The sequence below is a fragment of the Clostridioides sp. ES-W-0018-02 genome (genome assembly GCF_020658175.1).
GTDB lineage: Bacteria > Bacillota > Clostridia > Peptostreptococcales > Peptostreptococcaceae > Clostridioides.
Window position 1 is genome coordinate 342374 of the sequence record NZ_JACVVY010000001.1, and the last position, 17021, is coordinate 359394.

At 27.6% G+C, this 17021-nt stretch carries 18 protein-coding genes; 17 read left to right on the forward strand and 1 reads right to left on the reverse strand.

What is annotated here, in order from left to right; genetic code table 11:
• The first annotated feature begins 85 nt into the window (after positions 1-85).
• The 3 genes from IC219_RS01665 to IC219_RS01675 all read left to right on the forward strand — a co-directional run bounded on the left by IC219_RS01665 (position 86) and on the right by IC219_RS01675 (position 4595).
• Positions 86-1237 (forward strand): double-cubane-cluster-containing anaerobic reductase, encoded by a 1152-nt coding sequence (locus IC219_RS01665; RefSeq protein WP_227483213.1) that lies wholly within the window; start codon positions 86-88, stop codon positions 1235-1237.
• A gap of 21 nt (positions 1238-1258) precedes the next feature.
• The gene (locus IC219_RS01670; RefSeq protein ID WP_227433252.1) at positions 1259-2014 is read left to right on the forward strand and encodes an acyl-CoA dehydratase activase; all 756 of its coding nucleotides are present in this window, start codon (positions 1259-1261) and stop codon (positions 2012-2014) included.
• 193 nt (positions 2015-2207) lie between these two features.
• Complete coding sequence (locus tag IC219_RS01675) at positions 2208-4595, forward strand: cell wall-binding repeat-containing protein (RefSeq protein ID WP_227433253.1); 2388 nt, start codon at positions 2208-2210, stop codon at positions 4593-4595.
• 223 nt (positions 4596-4818) lie between these two features.
• On the opposite strand, the gene IC219_RS01680 is transcribed toward IC219_RS01675, so the two are convergent.
• Entirely contained in the window at positions 4819-5052 is a 234-nt protein-coding gene (locus IC219_RS01680) for an ATPase (RefSeq protein ID WP_227433254.1), read from the reverse strand.
• A 276-nt stretch (positions 5053-5328) separates the two neighbouring features.
• Here IC219_RS01680 and IC219_RS01685 point away from each other — a divergent pair, with 276 nt between their 5' ends.
• The 14 genes from IC219_RS01685 to IC219_RS01750 all read left to right on the forward strand — a co-directional run bounded on the left by IC219_RS01685 (position 5329) and on the right by IC219_RS01750 (position 16951).
• On the forward strand, positions 5329-5919 hold the full coding sequence (locus tag IC219_RS01685; protein ID WP_227823843.1) for a TetR/AcrR family transcriptional regulator: 591 nt from the start codon (positions 5329-5331) through the stop codon (positions 5917-5919).
• A 113-nt stretch (positions 5920-6032) separates the two neighbouring features.
• Positions 6033-6893, forward strand: coding sequence for an ABC transporter ATP-binding protein (locus IC219_RS01690; RefSeq protein ID WP_227853312.1), 861 nt, complete (start codon positions 6033-6035; stop codon positions 6891-6893).
• The gene (locus tag IC219_RS01695) at positions 6890-7573 is read left to right on the forward strand and encodes an ABC transporter permease (protein WP_227831012.1); all 684 of its coding nucleotides are present in this window, start codon (positions 6890-6892) and stop codon (positions 7571-7573) included. The genes IC219_RS01690 and IC219_RS01695 overlap by 4 nt, the downstream gene beginning before the upstream one ends.
• Positions 7570-8286, forward strand: a complete 717-nt coding sequence (locus IC219_RS01700; protein ID WP_227831011.1) for an ABC transporter permease — start codon at positions 7570-7572, stop codon at positions 8284-8286. The genes IC219_RS01695 and IC219_RS01700 overlap by 4 nt, the downstream gene beginning before the upstream one ends.
• Positions 8287-8382: 96 nt before the next feature.
• Positions 8383-8637 (forward strand): helix-turn-helix transcriptional regulator, encoded by a 255-nt coding sequence (locus tag IC219_RS01705; protein WP_227483153.1) that lies wholly within the window; start codon positions 8383-8385, stop codon positions 8635-8637.
• The gene (gene def, locus IC219_RS01710) at positions 8618-9073 is read left to right on the forward strand and encodes a peptide deformylase (RefSeq protein ID WP_227435871.1); all 456 of its coding nucleotides are present in this window, start codon (positions 8618-8620) and stop codon (positions 9071-9073) included. Before IC219_RS01705 ends, def begins: the two co-directional genes overlap by 20 nt.
• 51 nt (positions 9074-9124) lie before the next feature.
• A complete protein-coding gene (locus IC219_RS01715; RefSeq protein ID WP_227435873.1) occupies positions 9125-9586 on the forward strand; it encodes a pyrimidine dimer DNA glycosylase/endonuclease V in 462 nt (153 codons plus the stop codon).
• A gap of 49 nt (positions 9587-9635) precedes the next feature.
• Positions 9636-10538, forward strand: coding sequence for a radical SAM protein (locus IC219_RS01720; RefSeq protein WP_227831010.1), 903 nt, complete (start codon positions 9636-9638; stop codon positions 10536-10538).
• A gap of 352 nt (positions 10539-10890) precedes the next feature.
• A complete protein-coding gene (locus IC219_RS01725; protein WP_227831009.1) occupies positions 10891-11721 on the forward strand; it encodes a class I SAM-dependent methyltransferase in 831 nt (276 codons plus the stop codon).
• Between the two features lie 244 nt (positions 11722-11965).
• A complete protein-coding gene (locus tag IC219_RS01730) occupies positions 11966-13192 on the forward strand; it encodes an RtcB family protein (protein ID WP_227831008.1) in 1227 nt (408 codons plus the stop codon).
• A 239-nt stretch (positions 13193-13431) separates the two neighbouring features.
• Positions 13432-13887 (forward strand): MarR family winged helix-turn-helix transcriptional regulator, encoded by a 456-nt coding sequence (locus tag IC219_RS01735; RefSeq protein WP_227435888.1) that lies wholly within the window; start codon positions 13432-13434, stop codon positions 13885-13887.
• Positions 13888-13993: 106 nt separating this feature from the next.
• Complete coding sequence (locus IC219_RS01740) at positions 13994-15337, forward strand: MATE family efflux transporter (protein WP_227831007.1); 1344 nt, start codon at positions 13994-13996, stop codon at positions 15335-15337.
• A gap of 216 nt (positions 15338-15553) precedes the next feature.
• Positions 15554-16336 (forward strand): PhzF family phenazine biosynthesis protein, encoded by a 783-nt coding sequence (locus IC219_RS01745; protein ID WP_227831006.1) that lies wholly within the window; start codon positions 15554-15556, stop codon positions 16334-16336.
• Positions 16337-16531: 195 nt separating this feature from the next.
• A complete protein-coding gene (locus IC219_RS01750) occupies positions 16532-16951 on the forward strand; it encodes a YjdF family protein (protein WP_227483147.1) in 420 nt (139 codons plus the stop codon).
• The last annotated feature ends 70 nt before the right edge of the window (positions 16952-17021 follow it).

The window sequence follows — 17021 nt, forward strand, 5'->3', positions numbered from 1 at the left end:
TTTGTATTTTAATGGAAATATTTAAGTTTTACTGTTTAAAATACAAAATGAATTATAAAGAGAAGTAATTGGGAGGAATGTTTTCATGGCAAATTTACCAAAACAATTTGATAGTTTTAATGAAGCTAGACAAAAAGGATTTATAAATGCAAAGGAACTTAAAGAAAGTGGGAAAAAAATGGTTGGAGTGTTCTGTACATTTACTCCAGTTGAAATTCCAATGGCAGCAGGAGCAACAGTAGTAGGTGTTTGTGGAGTTAGTGAAGAACCAATTCCAGATGCAGAAAAAGTGTTACCAAGAAATCTTTGTCCTTTAATAAAATCAAGTTATGGACATGCAATAACAGATACATGTCCATATTTCTATTTTTCTGATTTATTAATAGGAGAAACTACCTGTGATGGCAAGAAAAAAATGTATGAAGAACTTGCAAAGGTTAAACCAACATATGTAATGCATTTACCAAATACTGCAAAAGGTGAGTTTGCTTATAAGCTTTGGAAAGATGAAATGATAAAATTAAAAGATGAAGTTGAAAAGTCTTTAGGAGTGACTATAACAGAAGATGATATAAGAGCTGCTATAAAAGATAAGAATGAAGAAAGAGAACTTCTAAAAGAGTTTTATGCACTTGGTAAATTACAGCCATCTGCACTTACAGGTCTTGAACTTCATAATGTTCTATATCAAGCAGGTTTTAAATTTGACCGTGCTGAACTTAAACAATCTTTAAGAAAAGTTATAGATGATATGAAAGAAAGATATGAAAAAGGAGAATGTCCAATTACAAAAGATAAACCAAGAATTCTTATAACAGGTTCTCCAATTGGTGGAATAAGTGAAAAAATAGTTAAAACTTTAGAAGATGCTGGAGCATCAGTTGTTGCATATGAACTTTGTGGAGCTATAAGATCAAATGATTTATTAGTTGATGAAGAAAATGAAGATGTGTATGATGCTTTAACACAAAAATACATAAATATAGGTTGCTCTTGTATGATGAACAATGACCATAGAATTGAACTATTAGATAGAATAATAGATGAATATAATGTAGATGGTGTAATAGATGTAGTTTTACAAGCCTGTCATACATTTAATATAGAAAGTTACAGAGTAAGAGAATTTGTTACAAAAGAAAAAAATAAGCCATTTATGTCTCTTGAAACTGATTATTCAAAATCAGACACTGAACAATTAAGAACTAGATTTGAAGCGTTTGTGGAGATGTTATAGGAGTAAATAATAGGAGGGTTTATGTTTAGTATAGGAGTGGACTCAGGGTCAGTAGCAACAAAAGGTGTGTTATTTGATGGTCAAAAAATTGTCAAAAAAATAATTATACCAACTGGATGGAGCCCTAAAAGTACATCTAAACAAGTTTATGAGTTGTTAAGCGATGGAATTGATAAAAAAGATATAAAAAAAGTAGTAGGCACAGGTTATGGCAGAGGAGTAATGGACTTTGCTGATAAGAAAGTAACAGAAATAACGTGTCACACTAGAGGCGTTTACTTTTTAAATGAGAATGTAAGGACTATTTTAGATGTAGGTGGCCAAGATAGTAAAGTTATAAATTTAGATAGAGATGGAAATGTATTTAATTTTATAATGAATGATAAGTGTGCTGCTGGTACTGGTAGGTTTTTAGAAATTACTTCTAATCTTTTGGGGAGTGATATAGAAAGTATTGATACACTAGCTCAAGGAAATGAACCAGTTAATATATCTAGTATGTGTACAGTTTTTGCAGAGTCAGAAATAGTAAGTCTCTTAGCTCAAAATATTTCTACTGGAGATGTAGCAGCAGGAATACTTAAATCTATTGCAAATAAGTCAACATCAATGCTAGCAAGAGGAGAAATAGTAGATGAAATTGCATTTACTGGAGGCCTTGCAAAGAGTAAAGTGTTAGTAAAAATGATAGAAGAAATATTAGATAAAAAAATATTTATTGCAGAAGATACTCAGATAATGGGAGCTCTAGGAGCTGCAGTAATTGGATTTAAATAAAAATATCTTAAATAATAAAATAAAAAGTTGAAGTTATCCAAGATAATTTCAGCTTTTTATTTTATTCTATTTATTTTTAAAGGAAAACTTTGGTATAATTGATTTAAATGATTATATATTTAGAAATAATCAATATTTAGTCATATATAGTATTAAATCTTTAAAAATTAGCTCGAAGTTAGGGGGAGAAAGTATGAAAAAGTTTGCTTCAAGAAAAGCATCAAGGTTTATTGCATTATTTTTAATTTCTATTTTAGTAATGTCAACGATTCCTGTGTCAGCTGAAAATGGAAATACATTGAATCAGATAAAAAAAGCTGAATACAGTGAGACCTATAAACAATATCTAGAAGATGCTAAAAATGGACGTACAGAAAAATATAATGGTATTATACCAAATCCATATCAATTGGAAGGTACTAAAGTTCAAAGCAAAGGAAGAACAGCTCCAGCATCTTATGACCCAAGAAAGTTAGGATTAATGACATCAATAAAAAATCAAGAAAATCTTGGAATATGCTGGGACTTTGCAGCTATGGCAACTTTAGAAAGTTTCCTGAAATTGAAGAATTATGGAGACTATGATTTATCAGAAGAACATTTAAGATGGTGGGCTTCAGAAGGTGAATATGGATGGACTGTAAATGATATGGATGGTGCTTTAAATTATGAAGCTATGGGATACTTAACATCTTGGTCAGGTCCTAAATTGGAAAAAGATATTCCATATAATGGTAAAATATCTAAAGCACAAGGAGCAACAAAACCAGCTAATATGAATACAGCACCAACTGTCTTTAATGTAACAGATGCTGTATGTGTAAGTAATGATATGAACTCTACAAAAAATGCTATATTACAGTATGGAGCAGTAACATCAGGTTATTATGAAGATATTAGGTATCAAAGTGAAGACCAAAATTCATATTATTGTCCAACAAAAAGTTTTAACACTAACCATGCTATTTCAGTTGTAGGTTGGGATGACAATTATTCTAAGGATAACTTTAATTCAAGCAATAGACCATCAAAAAATGGTGCATGGCTAATAAAAAATAGTTGGGGAGATTATAATTCTGAACGTGGATACTTCTGGATATCTTATGAAGATAAGACTCTTATGTCTGATATAGATAATTTCTCAATCAGAGGAGGTCAAAAACCAAATGATGATGAAAAAATGTATCAACATGACTATGCAAGTATTGTTCCTTTAATTTCAAACAAGATAACAGCTGCAAATGTATTTGACTTTAATAGGGGAGATGAGACTCTAAAGTCTGTAATGTTTTTAACTGAGAGTATAGGAGCTAAGTATGAAATATATTATGCTCCAGTAGTAAATAGCATACCTCAAGAAAATAACATGAAAAAATTAAAAGAGGGCACTACACAATATTCGGGATACATAACAGTTCCAATCGATTCTTTTGATATACCAGAAGGAAAAGGTGCTATAGTAGTTAGCATAGAAGATAAAAGTGGAGAATCAACTATAGGTTCAGAATCAAATGTTCCAGGTTACGATACGTTTAAAGCAAAAGCAAACTTAGGAGAAAGTTACATTATAGATAGTACTGGAAAATTCTATGATATAAATAGAGATAGCAAGTTTTATCCATGTAACTTTACTATAAAAGCTGTTACAGAAAAATCTTCTGGGGAAAGTATTCCAAATGAATCTTTAATTGGTAGTGATAGATATGAAACTGCCATTAAAGTTAGTCAAAATGGCTTTAGTTCTTCAGAAAATGTAGTTTTAGTAAATGGAAGTTCAATAGTGGATGCATTGGCAGCAACTCCTTTTACATCTGCTATCAATTCACCAATACTATTAACACAAAAGGAAGCTTTGAATTCAAAAACTAAAGCTGAAATACAGAGATTAGGTGCAAAAAAAGTATACTTAATAGGTGGAGAAAATTCCATAAGTAAAGAAACTGAACAACAATTAAAAAACTTAAATATATCAACTGAAAGAATATCAGGAAGTGACAGATATAAGACAAGCTTGCTATTAGCTCAAAAACTAAATAGTATAAAAAATGTTTCTCAAATAGCTGTTGTAAATGGTGTAAAAGGTTTGGCTGATGCAATTAGTGTAGGTGCAGCCGCAGCAGAAAATAATATTCCAATTATACTTGCAAATGAAAAAAGCGAATTACAAGGAGCAGATGAATTTTTAAACTCACTAAATATAGAGAAGTCTTATATTATTGGCGGTACAGTATCTTTATCAACTAGTTTGGAAAGTAAACTTAAAAATCCCACTAGATTATCTGGTAGTAGCAGAGACGAAACAAATTCAAAGATAATAGATAATTTTTATAAAAAAGATACTTTGAAAAATGCATATGTAGTTAAAAATGGAATCAAGAGTCAAAATGATTTAATAGATGGATTAGCAGTTGGCCCTTTAGGAGCAAAAAATGCGTCACCAGTAATTTTGGTTGGTGATAAATTAGCTGATAGTCAAAAAGATGTTCTTAAAAATAAAACTTTAGAAAAAGCAACTCAAGTTGGTGGAGGTGCAAATCAAAACGCCTTTAAGGAGTTAGTAAAATTAAAAAGTGCTAAATAAGATAGATACTAGTAGATTAATATATTTCTAGTAGAGAGTGTCAAATGTAAGCTGTAAATAGTTATTTTAATTATTGATAACTGAAACAATCAATAATTATAAGATTCTATTTACAGCTTTAAATATATGTATTAATATTTTAAGTGTATAAATAGAAAAGGGTTATTTTTATATAGAAAGTCTTACATCCTATATAAAAACAACCTGTATTTAATTAACTTTTTTATATAGTTCTAATAGCTATTATAGAGCTAAGTGGTAAATATAGTGTGTAAGTCTCGTTTAAAGATGGATTAGATTCGTCTATATATCTTGAACAAAGTGTAATTGATAAGCTGTCTGCTTCTATAATTTCCCCATATAAAGGGCAACTGCTAAAATAAGAATTTACTTCAACATATTTATTTAAGTTTTCTTGAACAAAATCATAAAAACGATTTTTTGTAGTAGTAGTCATAAAATCAACTCCTTCATTTTTTATTAAAAATGGAACTTTTAAAAAGATAAATATGATTACTGCTATTAGAAACTAAGTTAAAAAATAAGCAAATAGATATGAAAATAGAATAATATATTATTTATACTTTAATTATAACATTATAGCATAAAAAAAGCTATATAAAATTCAGAATTTTCGAAGATTTTTAATGGAATTAAGAAATTTATTGACATTAAAGTGGAAATGAATTATATTGACTGTAAAGATTAATTTAGTCAAATAGGAGGTGAAAGGATGCCTAAATCATATTCTGATAAAGAAAGAGAATACATAGTTAAAAGACTTAAAGAAGAAGCTAGTTTGTGCATTGAGCAATATGGCATTAGAAAAACTACTGTTGATGAGCTTGTAAGACGAGCAAATATTCCAAAAGGAACTTTTTATCTGTTTTTTAAATCTAAAGAATTACTTTTTTTTGAAGTATTGAGAGATATACATGATTCAATACAAAATCAAATGTTATATGAATTAAAAAAACTTGATGACAGTGTTACATATGAGCAGTTGACAGATATATTTATGAAATTTTATAAGTTAGTTGATGATACTTCAATTTTAAATCTGTTAATTAATGGAGAATTTGAAATACTAATGCGAAAATTACCAGATTCTATAATTGAAGAACATTTTAAACATGATGATTTTGAAATTAGTAAGATGATATCTTATATTCCAAATGCAAAAAATAAAAGTGTAGAAAACTTTAGTGGTGCGTTTAGAGCAGTATTTCTTACTATGTTATACAAACATGAAGTTGGTGAGAATTGCTTTGATGATGCTTTAAGATTGATGATAAGAGGTCTAGTTATACAACTTATGGAATAAATTCTTAAACTTGTTTGCTAATATTTTTACTAAAAAGTATTAACAAACAAAAAAATTGATTTTTATTGACTATATAGTTAAAATAGTCAAATATATAAAAAGGTGGGATAAAAATGATTAAAGTTGATAATTTATCATTTAGTTATACAAATAAAAAATTTTTACAAAATATTAATTTTGAAGTAGGGAAAGGAGAAATACTAGGATTTTTAGGACCATCTGGAGCAGGTAAATCAACGTTACAAAAAATTCTAATTGGTATGATAACCAATTATGAAGGAAGTGTATTTGTAAATGGAATAGAAAGCAAAAAACATTCAAATAAATTTTATGAGAATATAGGCGTTGATTTTGAATTTCCTAGTTTATATGAAAAATTAACTGCAATAGAAAATTTAAAATACTTTGGATCTTTATATTCTAAAAAATTCTTACCAATTGATGAACTACTAAAATCAGTAGGATTAGAAAGTGAAGCAAATAAAAAAATATCAGAATATTCAAAGGGTATGAAATCAAGACTAAATTTTATAAAAGCTTTATTACATAATCCAGATATATTGTTTTTAGATGAACCAACAAGTGGACTTGACCCATCAAATAGTAAGATTATGAAAAATATGATTTTGTCAGAAAAATCTAAAGGTAAAACTATTATTTTAACAACTCATAATATGTTGGATGCAACAGAACTTTGTGATAGGGTAGCATTCATTGTAAATGGGAAAATATCTGCATTAGATACACCACATAATCTTATTATGTCAAAAGGTGCTGTTAAAATTAGATATACATATTTTGATAATGAAGATTTTGATAATGAAGAAAAAACTTCTGAATGTTTTTTAAATGATACTAGTAATGACAAAAAATTAAATATGCTTATTAAGGAAAATAAGCTCTTATCAATACATAGCAGTGAACCGACATTAAATGATATTTTTATTGAGATAACAGGGAGGAATTTACAATGAGATTAAAAAATCTTATCTTAGGAGATGTAAAGTTTCAATTTAAATATGGATTTTATTTTTTATATGTTACTTTAAGTATTGTATATATTTGTTTGCTTAATGCCTTTCCACCATTATTGAGAGAAAAGGTAGCTATAATTATGATTTATTCTGACCCAGCAGCAATGGGACTATTTTTTATGGGAGCAATTGTACTTCTTGAGAAGAGTCAAAGAGTTTTAAATTCCCTAGCTGTATCTCCCACAAAAATATCAGAATATATTTTATCAAAAGTGATTTCATTGTCAATAATATCTAGTATTGTATCTATGGTAATTGCAATTACAGCAAATTTAAATAATATTTTGATAGTAATTATGGGAACTTTCTTTGCATCCATAATATTTTCATTACTTGGGCTTATACTTGCAAGTAGAGCATCAAGTTTAAATCAATTTATTGTTTTAACTATTTCTATTGAGATTGTCTGCTTTGTGCCACCAATAATTAATGTATTGATGGATTTAAGTGTATTCACCAACTTGTATCCTTTTAATATATGTATTTCTCTTATTAGTGGAGATAAAAATTCTTTAGTAACTAATATATTAATTTTAATATTGATGACTATAATAGTTTACTTTATAACATATTATTTTGTTTGTAGTATTTGGAAAAAGGTAGGTGGTATAAAGTTATGATAAAAATTATTAATGCTTTTAGACAAGAATTTGAGCAAATAAAAGGTGATGCTATGCTTTTTGTAGTATGTATTTCTCCAATATTATGTGGAGGACTTATAAAATTTGGAATACCATTAATTCAAAATATATTAATTGATAGTTCTTATTATAAATTAACTTTAGAACCATATTTTTTAGTATTTGACTTGCTTTTAGCTTTTATAACACCTTTTATGTTCTTTTTTGTTTCTACTATGGTTATGTTAGGAGAAATTGATGATAATATTTCAAAGTATTTGATAATCACTCCTATTGGAAAAAGTGGTTATCTTATTTCAAGACTTGGAATACCAGCTATATTAGCCTTTGCCATTACAGTAATTTTATTATTAACTTTTTCGCTAACTAAAATTTCTTTTTTATTAAATTTGGCAATTTCTTTAGTATCTTTGACTCAGGGAATTATTATATCAATATTAATAATTTCTTTATCATCAAATAAATTAGAAGGTATGGCACTTACAAAGTTATCAGGACTTTTTATGTTAGGTATTCCAGCACCATTTTTTATTTTAAATAAAATACAATATATTTTACTTTTCTTACCATCATTTTGGTTAGCAAAGGCATTTAAAGATAGTAACTACATATATATTTTTATCTCATTTATTGTATCATTAATTTGGATTGTTTTATTACTTAAAAAATTCAATAAAAAAATATCTAGTTAAATAGATTATCAAAATAAATGTAAGGTTGACTTGACATAAAAATTAGAAAATGTTACAGTTTAAATGTAAGGTTAACATTACATGAATGGAGTATATATGAAAAATAAAATCAAGGTATTAAGAGAAAAATTGGGGTTAACACAAGAACAACTAGGAGAATTAGTTGGAACATCTAGGCAGGCTATAAATGCTATAGAGACTGGAAAAAATGAACCTTCAATATGGTTAGCATATGATATTTCAAGAGTTTTTAATGAACCAATAGAAAGTATATTTTTATTTGAACAAAGTGAGAGAAAATCAAGAGCTCAGATAAGTAGGGGGGAATATTATGGCTCTAAGAGAGATTAGAACTTTTGACGATGAAATTTTAAGAAAAAAGAGTAAGAATGTAGAAAAAGTAGATAATAAGATAAGAGACCTATTAAACGATATGGCAGAAACCATGTACAATACACCAAATGGTGGGGGTTTAGCTGGATGCCAAGTGGGAATATTAAAACGTTTAGTTGTTATAGATTTAGGAGAGGGACTTATTAAACTTGTCAATCCTGAAATTATTAAAGAAGAAGGAGAGCAAATTGTTGTTGAAGGTTGTTTAAGTTTTCCTGATGTATGGGGAAAATTAAAAAGACCTAAAAAAGTTACAGTTCAAGCTTTAAATGAGAATGGTGAGAAAATAATAATTAAAGGTTCAGGACTTATGGCAAAATGTCTTTGTCATGAAATAGACCATTTGGATGGCATAGTTTTTACAGATAAAATTATTGAACGTGTAAAACTATAAGGTAATTTAAGTACTAAATTTAGATAATATTTTATAGTGAGGAGTTAGATTATGAGATTATGGCATAAAGATTTGATTGATGTATTACCAAAAAATCAATTAGTAAGTCAATGGAGAGAACTATTCGCTATAAAAGGTTCTATAGAGAAAAAAGGTACTCCAAATCATCTATTAGTAAATAAAGTATTAAATTATAGTATTGATGAATTTAAGTTTTATGCTAAAGTTGTACATGATGAAATGGTAAAAAGGGCTTATAGACCTAATGAAACTAAGTTTATAGAAATGCTAAAATGGAACAATAACAATTTCTCAATGGATGTATCTGTAGTATATAATCTAAATTTAGAAAATTTATATAGAGATTGGCATAATGAAATATATTTAAAGCAATGTCTATATAATTTAGAAGAAAAAGCAGTGTGTGGAGGAATATCCATGAATGAATGGGATATATTACTTTGTAAATACGGTGATGACTATGAATTATGGCATGGTAATAACTTACTTTAATTACTATAATTTAATATTATGATATTATTAGATGTAAAGAGGTGATTGTTTGTATAATAAAGTAAAATATATTCCAATAAATTGTGAAACTGCTTGCAATAAACTAAAAAGAAGTATTCCATATAAATGGGATTTAAATATTTATCGTGGATGTGAACATGCATGTAAATATTGTTATGCTATCTATTCACATAAGTATATTAATTCTAATAATTATTTTGAAGATATCTATGTAAAAACAAATATAGTAGAAATGCTTGAGAAACAATTGAGTAGCAATAAGTGGAAGCGAGAAGTAATTAATATAGGTGGAGTGACAGATAGTTATCAACCTATAGAAGCTGAGTATAAAATTATGCCAGAAATATTCAATCTATTAATCAAATATAAAACCCCAGCAATTATTTCTACAAAATCGGATTTAATTTTAAGAGATTATGATTTGGTTGATAAATTATCTAGAATTACATATATTAACATAGCATCTACAATTACGACTGTAGATGAAAAGACACAAAAGCTCATTGAGCCAAATGGAGTAGATTCAATGAGAAGATTTGAAATGTTAAAAGAATTTAGAAAAACTAACGCTTCAGTTGGTCTTCATATTATGCCAATCATACCTTATATTACAGATAATTTTGATAACATAAATTCATTATTTAGATATGCAAAAGAAAGTAATGTACACTATGTGCTACCTGGAACTCTGTATTTAAGAGGTATAACTAGAGGTGTTTTTTTTGAATTCATTAAAAAAGAATTTCCTGATTTATTTGATAAATTATCAGTATTGTACAGTACAGGTTCAGCTAATAAAGAGTATAAAAACCAACTTTATAAAATGGTCAATCAACTTAGAAATAAGTATTCTTTATCAAGTAGTTATGACAAAGTAATGAAAGAAAAATTAAAACATTCAAGCGATATTCAGTTGTCTTTTTTTGATTAATTTTAGATACAATAGTGTACTTTTTAATTTAATATTATAAATTATTTAAACTGAAATTTATTGACAAATAGAGATAGTAAGTATACAATAAATCTATAAAATAAAAATATGAAAGGATGATGTTGTTCGGGGTACTTGATATCATAAAATCGTTGATGTAAGTATTGCTGGAAAAGAGTAAATAAAATCAAATTTAATAAGTAAACAAAATAAAGCGATAGTTTTATTGTTGTGCTTAAAAATATTTGATTCTATTTTACTCTTATTTAAACTCATCTTTTTGAAGTTAAACCACAGAGTAAAATCTGTGGTTTTTTTTATTTTATAAATAAATTTTAAGGAGTGGTATGTTTTGTTAAACAAATTATGCATGTATTTAGAAAAACCAGAACTTTATAAGGAAAGTAAAGTTAATTTTTGGGATGATGAATATATCTCAAAACAGTTATTAAAAGCACATTTAGATGTTGATTTTGAAGGAGCAAGTAGAAGTCTAGACTTTATTAATGATTCTGTAGATTGGATAGTTAAAGTTGCATCTCCAGATAAGTATCCAAATTTAATCGATTTAGGATGTGGTCCAGGATTATACTCAGAAAGATTTGCACAGAAAGGTTATAAAGTAACTGGAATTGATTTTTCAAAACGTTCTATTAATTATGCACAAAGTAGAAATGAAAAGAAAAATCTAAATATAACATATTTATTTCAAAGTTATTTAAATATGAATTACAGTGAAGAATTTGATATAGCTACTTTAATTTATTGTGATTATGGAGCTTTATCAACTAAAAACAGAAGTCTATTGATGGAGAATATTTACAAGAGTTTAAAACCTGGAGGAAAGTTGATATTAGATGTATTTACAATAAATAAATACGATGATTTTAAAGAAGTTAAAACATGGGAAATAAATGAAAATGGAGGCTTTTGGAGTAGTGAAAGATATATGTGTATACAAGATAATTGCAAATATAGTGATTACAATACATTAGAACAAACTCTTGTTATAACAGAAGGAAGTGAAAATGTATTTTATATTTGGAATAAATACTTTTCAAAAGAGAGTTTTTTTACAGAAATTAAAGATATTGGCTTTAAATCTATTGAAATTTTTAATAATGTCAAAGGTGAAGCATATTCTGATGATAGTATGACTATGGGATTGGTTTTACAAAAATAGTAAAAAAATAATGAATATATTTAAATGAATAAAAACTTGAAATCTACAATGATATCACATAAGAAAAGTATATATATTGAAAGATGGACATTTTTATGTTATTTTTAATACATTATAAATTTGATTATATAAAAATAAAAGCAATATTTTTGTTATTATTTTTTATATAAAATTTATTTGAATATATTTTTTTAACAGAATATGATATTAAAATTAATATATAGTTTAGAAAGATGTGGTATTAGTGCTAGAGATTCAAGGAAAATACAATAAAGCAAAAATATTTACAGATAATGTAGATAGTACAACAATAAGTCAAATAATAGAATTATGTAATCAGGAATTTACAACAAAATCTAAGATAAGAATAATGCCAGATTGTCATGCAGGTTCTGGCTGTGTAATAGGTACTGTAATGACAATACAAGATAAAATAGTCCCAAATCTTGTTGGAGTAGATATAGGGTGTGGGGTTATATGTGTAAATCTGGGTAAAGTTGATTTGAATTTGAAACAGATAGATGATTTTATAAGAAAAAAAATACCTCATGGATTTAATATAAATAAATATAGTAAAGCAAACTATAAAAAAGAGATAGAATCATTATATTGTATAAAAGGTATAGGAAAAGCTACAGAGGAATATAATCGAGCTATTGGAAGCCTTGGAGGGGGAAATCATTTTATTGAGTTAAATGAAGATAGTGAAAAAAATAAATATTTAATAATACACTATGGTAGTAGAAATCTTGGCAATAGGGTAGCAAAATACTACCAAAAAAAAGCTTATGATTACTATGTCAGAATTAGCAATAGCTTTGATGAAGACAGTAAAAGACTTGTTGAGCAGTACAAAAAGGAAAATAGAGAAGAAGAAATTCAGGATGCATTGATAACGCTTAAAGAAGAACATAATTTTACCCCTAAAATACCAAAAGATTTATGCTATTTAGAAGGAAAATTGATGGAAGATTATCTTCATGATATGGATATTATACAAAAATATGCTGAATTAAACAGAAATACAATGGCTAAAAGAATAATTGAAGAATGTATAGGTCTTAAGTTCAATGATTTAGACCATTTTCAAACTATACATAATTATATAGAAATTGAAAACAGAATACTAAGAAAAGGAGCTATAGCATCGTATGAAGGAAGAAAGTTATTGATTCCTATAAATATGAGAGATGGTGTTATCTTGGGAGTAGGAAAAGGAAATTTAGATTGGGTTAATTCTGCACCTCATGGAGCAGGACGTATACTTTCAAGAGGAGAAGCCAAAAGAAGTATAAATATGAAAGATTATGAAGATTCTATGAAAAATGTATTTACAACGAGTGTAAATATTAAAACCATTGATGAAGCACCTCAAGCGTATAAGCCAATTGATGAGATTGTAGAAAATATAAGAGAAACAGTTGACATAATTAATATATTGAAACCAATTTATAATTTTAAGTCAAATTAACAATTTGGAAGATTAAGATAATATAGTAATCTTAATCTATATAAAAAATAAAATTTATAAAAAAGGAGTACAAAAAATAGTACTCCTTTTTTATATGGAGGTTCAGAAATAAGGATTCATTCAATTATGAAAATAAATCCTTGGATATTTCTTAAAGAGAAACTTGACAATTGATAAGTAAAGATATAATATGTATAGTAACTAAACAGTAATGAAACTAAACAAATAGAGGTGAAAGTATGAGAGATTATTCTAAACTAATTACATTGATGGAACGTATTATTCACAAATACAATCAGTGGGAAGATAAAAAGCGAACTTATGGAACAGAGATTCTATTATCAAAATCAGAAATTCATACAATATCAGCTGTTGGTGATAATCCTGGAATAAACATTACATCTCTTGCAGATGTTTTGGGTATTACAAAAGGAGCAGCTTCTCAGATGATTTATAAACTAGTAGATAAAGGAACTGTAGTAAAAAAAGTATCTCCTGATTCTGATACAGAAGTAGTTTTGAGCCTTACAGATGATGGAATGAAAAATTATAAAGCTCATCAAGAATATCATAAGCAAACTAATGATGAATCACTCAAACTGTTAGATGATATGCCAGAGCCTTTTTATGAGTATATGTTGAGTTATTTTTCTGCTTTTGAAGAAAGTATTGATAAAAAATTAGAAGAAAAGTAATGGCTGTGTGTGAAAAAATTGCTATCGTAGAGGGTAGCAATTATTTTTAAAAATATGTTTAGTAACTATACTGTATTGAAACAAAACATTTGAAAGGATGATTGATATGAATGGAAATCAAAAAAGAATCTATCTTTTAGAAAAAGAAGATGTAAGGAAATCACTGTTAAAATTAGGAATGCCTACTATGATGGGGATGATAGTATCAGCATTATATAATATTGTTGATGCTTTCTTTGTAGGTCGTTTGGGGACACTGCAAACTGCTGCAGTATCCTTAGTATATCCATTAACTATGGTTGGTACTGGAATAGGATTGCTTTTTGGAAGTGGTGCAGGTTCTTATATTTCAAGGCTTCTTGGTAAAAAAGAATATGAGGAAGTAAAGGCTTGTAGTAGTATAGCTTTCTTTTCAGGTATATTTTTAATCACTGTTTTGGTTACAATTATGCTATTATTTTTTAATCCTCTTATGAATATTTTAGGGGCAACAGATAGCACACTTTATTATGTAAGAGAATATGGTTTGATATATATTTTGGGGCTTATATTCAATGTTTTAAATATAATGATGAATAATATGATAGTTGCAGAAGGGAGTTCTTCATTTAGTATGACTGCTATGTTGCTTGGTGGATTAACAAACTTCATATTAGACCCAGTTTTAATATTTGGATGTCATATGGGAGTTTCTGGTGCAGCTATTGCAACATTAATTTCACAACTTGTCTCTACCTCATTTTATGGATTTTATATTTTAAAAGGGCATACATTTTTGAAAATTTCTTTTAGTTATTTTAAAATCAAGCGTACTATTTACACAGAGATTTTCAAAATCGGTCTACCAGTTTGCTTCTTCCAATTTTTGACTGGTGGGGCAGTGAGTTTAACTAATATTGTTGCTAAACCATTTGGAGAAGCTGCTATTGCAGCTATGGGAATTGTTAACCGCCTTATGTCTTTGGAATCAAATGCTTTATATGGTTTTTTAAAAGGTTATTCTCCTCTGATTGGATATAACTATGGTGCAGGAAAAATAGATAGAGTTGAAAGAGCTACTAAGACAGCAATATATTGGAGTACTGTTGTAAATTTATTGTTTGGAGCTTTGTGCATTTTATTTTCAAAGCAATTTATTTATATATTTAATCAAGAATCAGTTAAAGTATTGGAAATTGGAAGAACTGCTTTAATTGTTGATGCTATTTCATTTATGACATTAGGGGTTCAAATTGTCATAGGAAATTACTTTTTAGCAATTGGAAAAGCAAAACAAGGTGGTATGCTAAGTATATGTCGTCAAGGTTTGCTGTTCATTCCATTTTTGTTGATCTTCACAAATTTATGGGGTATGAAAGGTCTTATTGCAACTCAATTGGTAGCAGATGTATGTGCAACAATTATTACTGGCATAATGTGGTTTAAAGAAAAGTCACTACAATTAGTATAGAAGAGATTTATAGAAGAGATTTTATCAGAAAAGAAAATATTATTGAAATATTGATAAAGAAGTATTCTAGTTTTGTATTTCAATAAATACTTGTCGAGAGTAAGATATTGAATTATATAAATTCATAAGAAATAGTAATTTGTTTTGATTATTTAAATATGGGATAATATAATATGAATGTATTCCTAACTTTAAATTAGAAAGAAGGTGTGAATAATGAAATATTATGTAGTTGATTCATTTACAAATAGATTATTTAAAGGAAATCCTGCTGGTGTTTGTGTTCCTGAAAAGAGATTATCACTAGAATTAATGCAGAAAATAGCAACAGAGAATAATCTTCCAGAAACAGCTTTTGTAGTTAAAAATAATGGAAATTATGACTTACGATGGTTTACACCTAAAGAAGAAATTGATTTATGTGGTCATGCAACTTTAGCTGCAGCTTATGTTATATCCAATTTTATTGATATAGATATTAAGAAACTTTGTTTTTTTACTCAAAGTGGAACTCTTGAAGTTACACTAAATGGGAATCTATATGAAATGATATTTCCAAACAGAGAACCTATTGAAATTGAATTATCAGTACAACAACGTAGTTTACTGGGTTGTACACCAGTGGCTATCTACTCTTCAAGAGATTTAATATTGTTACTAAGTAATGAACAAGAAGTTATAGACTATACACCTAATTATCAAGATTTACGTAAATTAACAGGTTGGCTAGGTGTTATAATTACATCACAAGGAACTGATACAGATTTTGTATCTCGATATTTTTGTCCAGAATTAGACTCAGAAGATTCTGTTACAGGTTCATCTCATTGTAGTCTTATACCATATTGGGCTGAAAAGTTGGGAAAAGATAAAATGATAGCATCACAACTTTCTAATCGTGGTGGCATTATTCAGTGTGAATTATTAAAAGATAATGATGTAAAAATTTCTGGAGAAGCAGCTTTGTTTATGCATGGAGAAATAATGGATAATATTTAAAGTTGTTAATAGCAATAGTAAGGAAGATAAATTTATGTCAACATTGACAAATTAAAATAAAAAAGTTAATATTTAACTGATGAAGATAAAAACACAGTCTGGTTGGTAGTCCAGACGCAGCAATTGCTGTCAGTAACCTGCCTCCTTGGTTGTCCATTCTTTAGAAATAAAGCAAATAAATAGGAGGAACTAGCAATGGATAATGTTAGTGGAAAATTAACAGTCTTATTTGAAGAACCGTTTTGGATAGGTATATTCGAAAGACAAGATGGTAAAAAATATGAGGTGTGTAGGGTAGTTTTTGGAGCAGAACCTAAGGATGTAGAAGTATATGAATTCATACTTGAAAAGTTCTTTTCATTAAATTTTGGAAGTATCAAATTGGATAAAAATGTATCTAAAGACAATATTGGATACAAAAGAATGCAGAGAAAAGTAAAAAAAGAACAGTCTAAAGAAACTATAGGAACTAAAGCGCAAAATGCTCTTAAGCTTCAACATGAAGAAAGAAAACAAGATAAAAAAATACTAGCTAAGTCTAGAAAAGAAGAAGAAAAAGAAAGACTTTTTACTTTGAAACAAGAAAAAAGAAAAGCCAAACATAAAGGTCATTAATTTAATTGGTTAGATTTTTATGAATTGCTAGATAAGAGGTGTATAAAATTAAAAAATTTATACACCTTAA

Coding starts and splice junctions, on each gene's coding strand:
- IC219_RS01665 (WP_227483213.1), top strand. CDS start 86: ATGGCAAATTTACCAAAACAATTTGATAGTTTTAATGAAGCTAGACAA.
- IC219_RS01670 (WP_227433252.1), top strand. CDS start 1,259: ATGTTTAGTATAGGAGTGGACTCAGGGTCAGTAGCAACAAAAGGTGTG.
- IC219_RS01675 (WP_227433253.1), top strand. CDS start 2,208: ATGAAAAAGTTTGCTTCAAGAAAAGCATCAAGGTTTATTGCATTATTT.
- IC219_RS01680 (WP_227433254.1), bottom strand. CDS start 5,052: ATGACTACTACTACAAAAAATCGTTTTTATGATTTTGTTCAAGAAAAC.
- IC219_RS01685 (WP_227823843.1), top strand. CDS start 5,329: ATGCCTAAATCATATTCTGATAAAGAAAGAGAATACATAGTTAAAAGA.
- IC219_RS01690 (WP_227853312.1), top strand. CDS start 6,033: ATGATTAAAGTTGATAATTTATCATTTAGTTATACAAATAAAAAATTT.
- IC219_RS01695 (WP_227831012.1), top strand. CDS start 6,890: ATGAGATTAAAAAATCTTATCTTAGGAGATGTAAAGTTTCAATTTAAA.
- IC219_RS01700 (WP_227831011.1), top strand. CDS start 7,570: ATGATAAAAATTATTAATGCTTTTAGACAAGAATTTGAGCAAATAAAA.
- IC219_RS01705 (WP_227483153.1), top strand. CDS start 8,383: ATGAAAAATAAAATCAAGGTATTAAGAGAAAAATTGGGGTTAACACAA.
- def (WP_227435871.1), top strand. CDS start 8,618: ATGGCTCTAAGAGAGATTAGAACTTTTGACGATGAAATTTTAAGAAAA.
- IC219_RS01715 (WP_227435873.1), top strand. CDS start 9,125: ATGAGATTATGGCATAAAGATTTGATTGATGTATTACCAAAAAATCAA.
- IC219_RS01735 (WP_227435888.1), top strand. CDS start 13,432: ATGAGAGATTATTCTAAACTAATTACATTGATGGAACGTATTATTCAC.
- IC219_RS01740 (WP_227831007.1), top strand. CDS start 13,994: ATGAATGGAAATCAAAAAAGAATCTATCTTTTAGAAAAAGAAGATGTA.
- IC219_RS01745 (WP_227831006.1), top strand. CDS start 15,554: ATGAAATATTATGTAGTTGATTCATTTACAAATAGATTATTTAAAGGA.
- IC219_RS01750 (WP_227483147.1), top strand. CDS start 16,532: ATGGATAATGTTAGTGGAAAATTAACAGTCTTATTTGAAGAACCGTTT.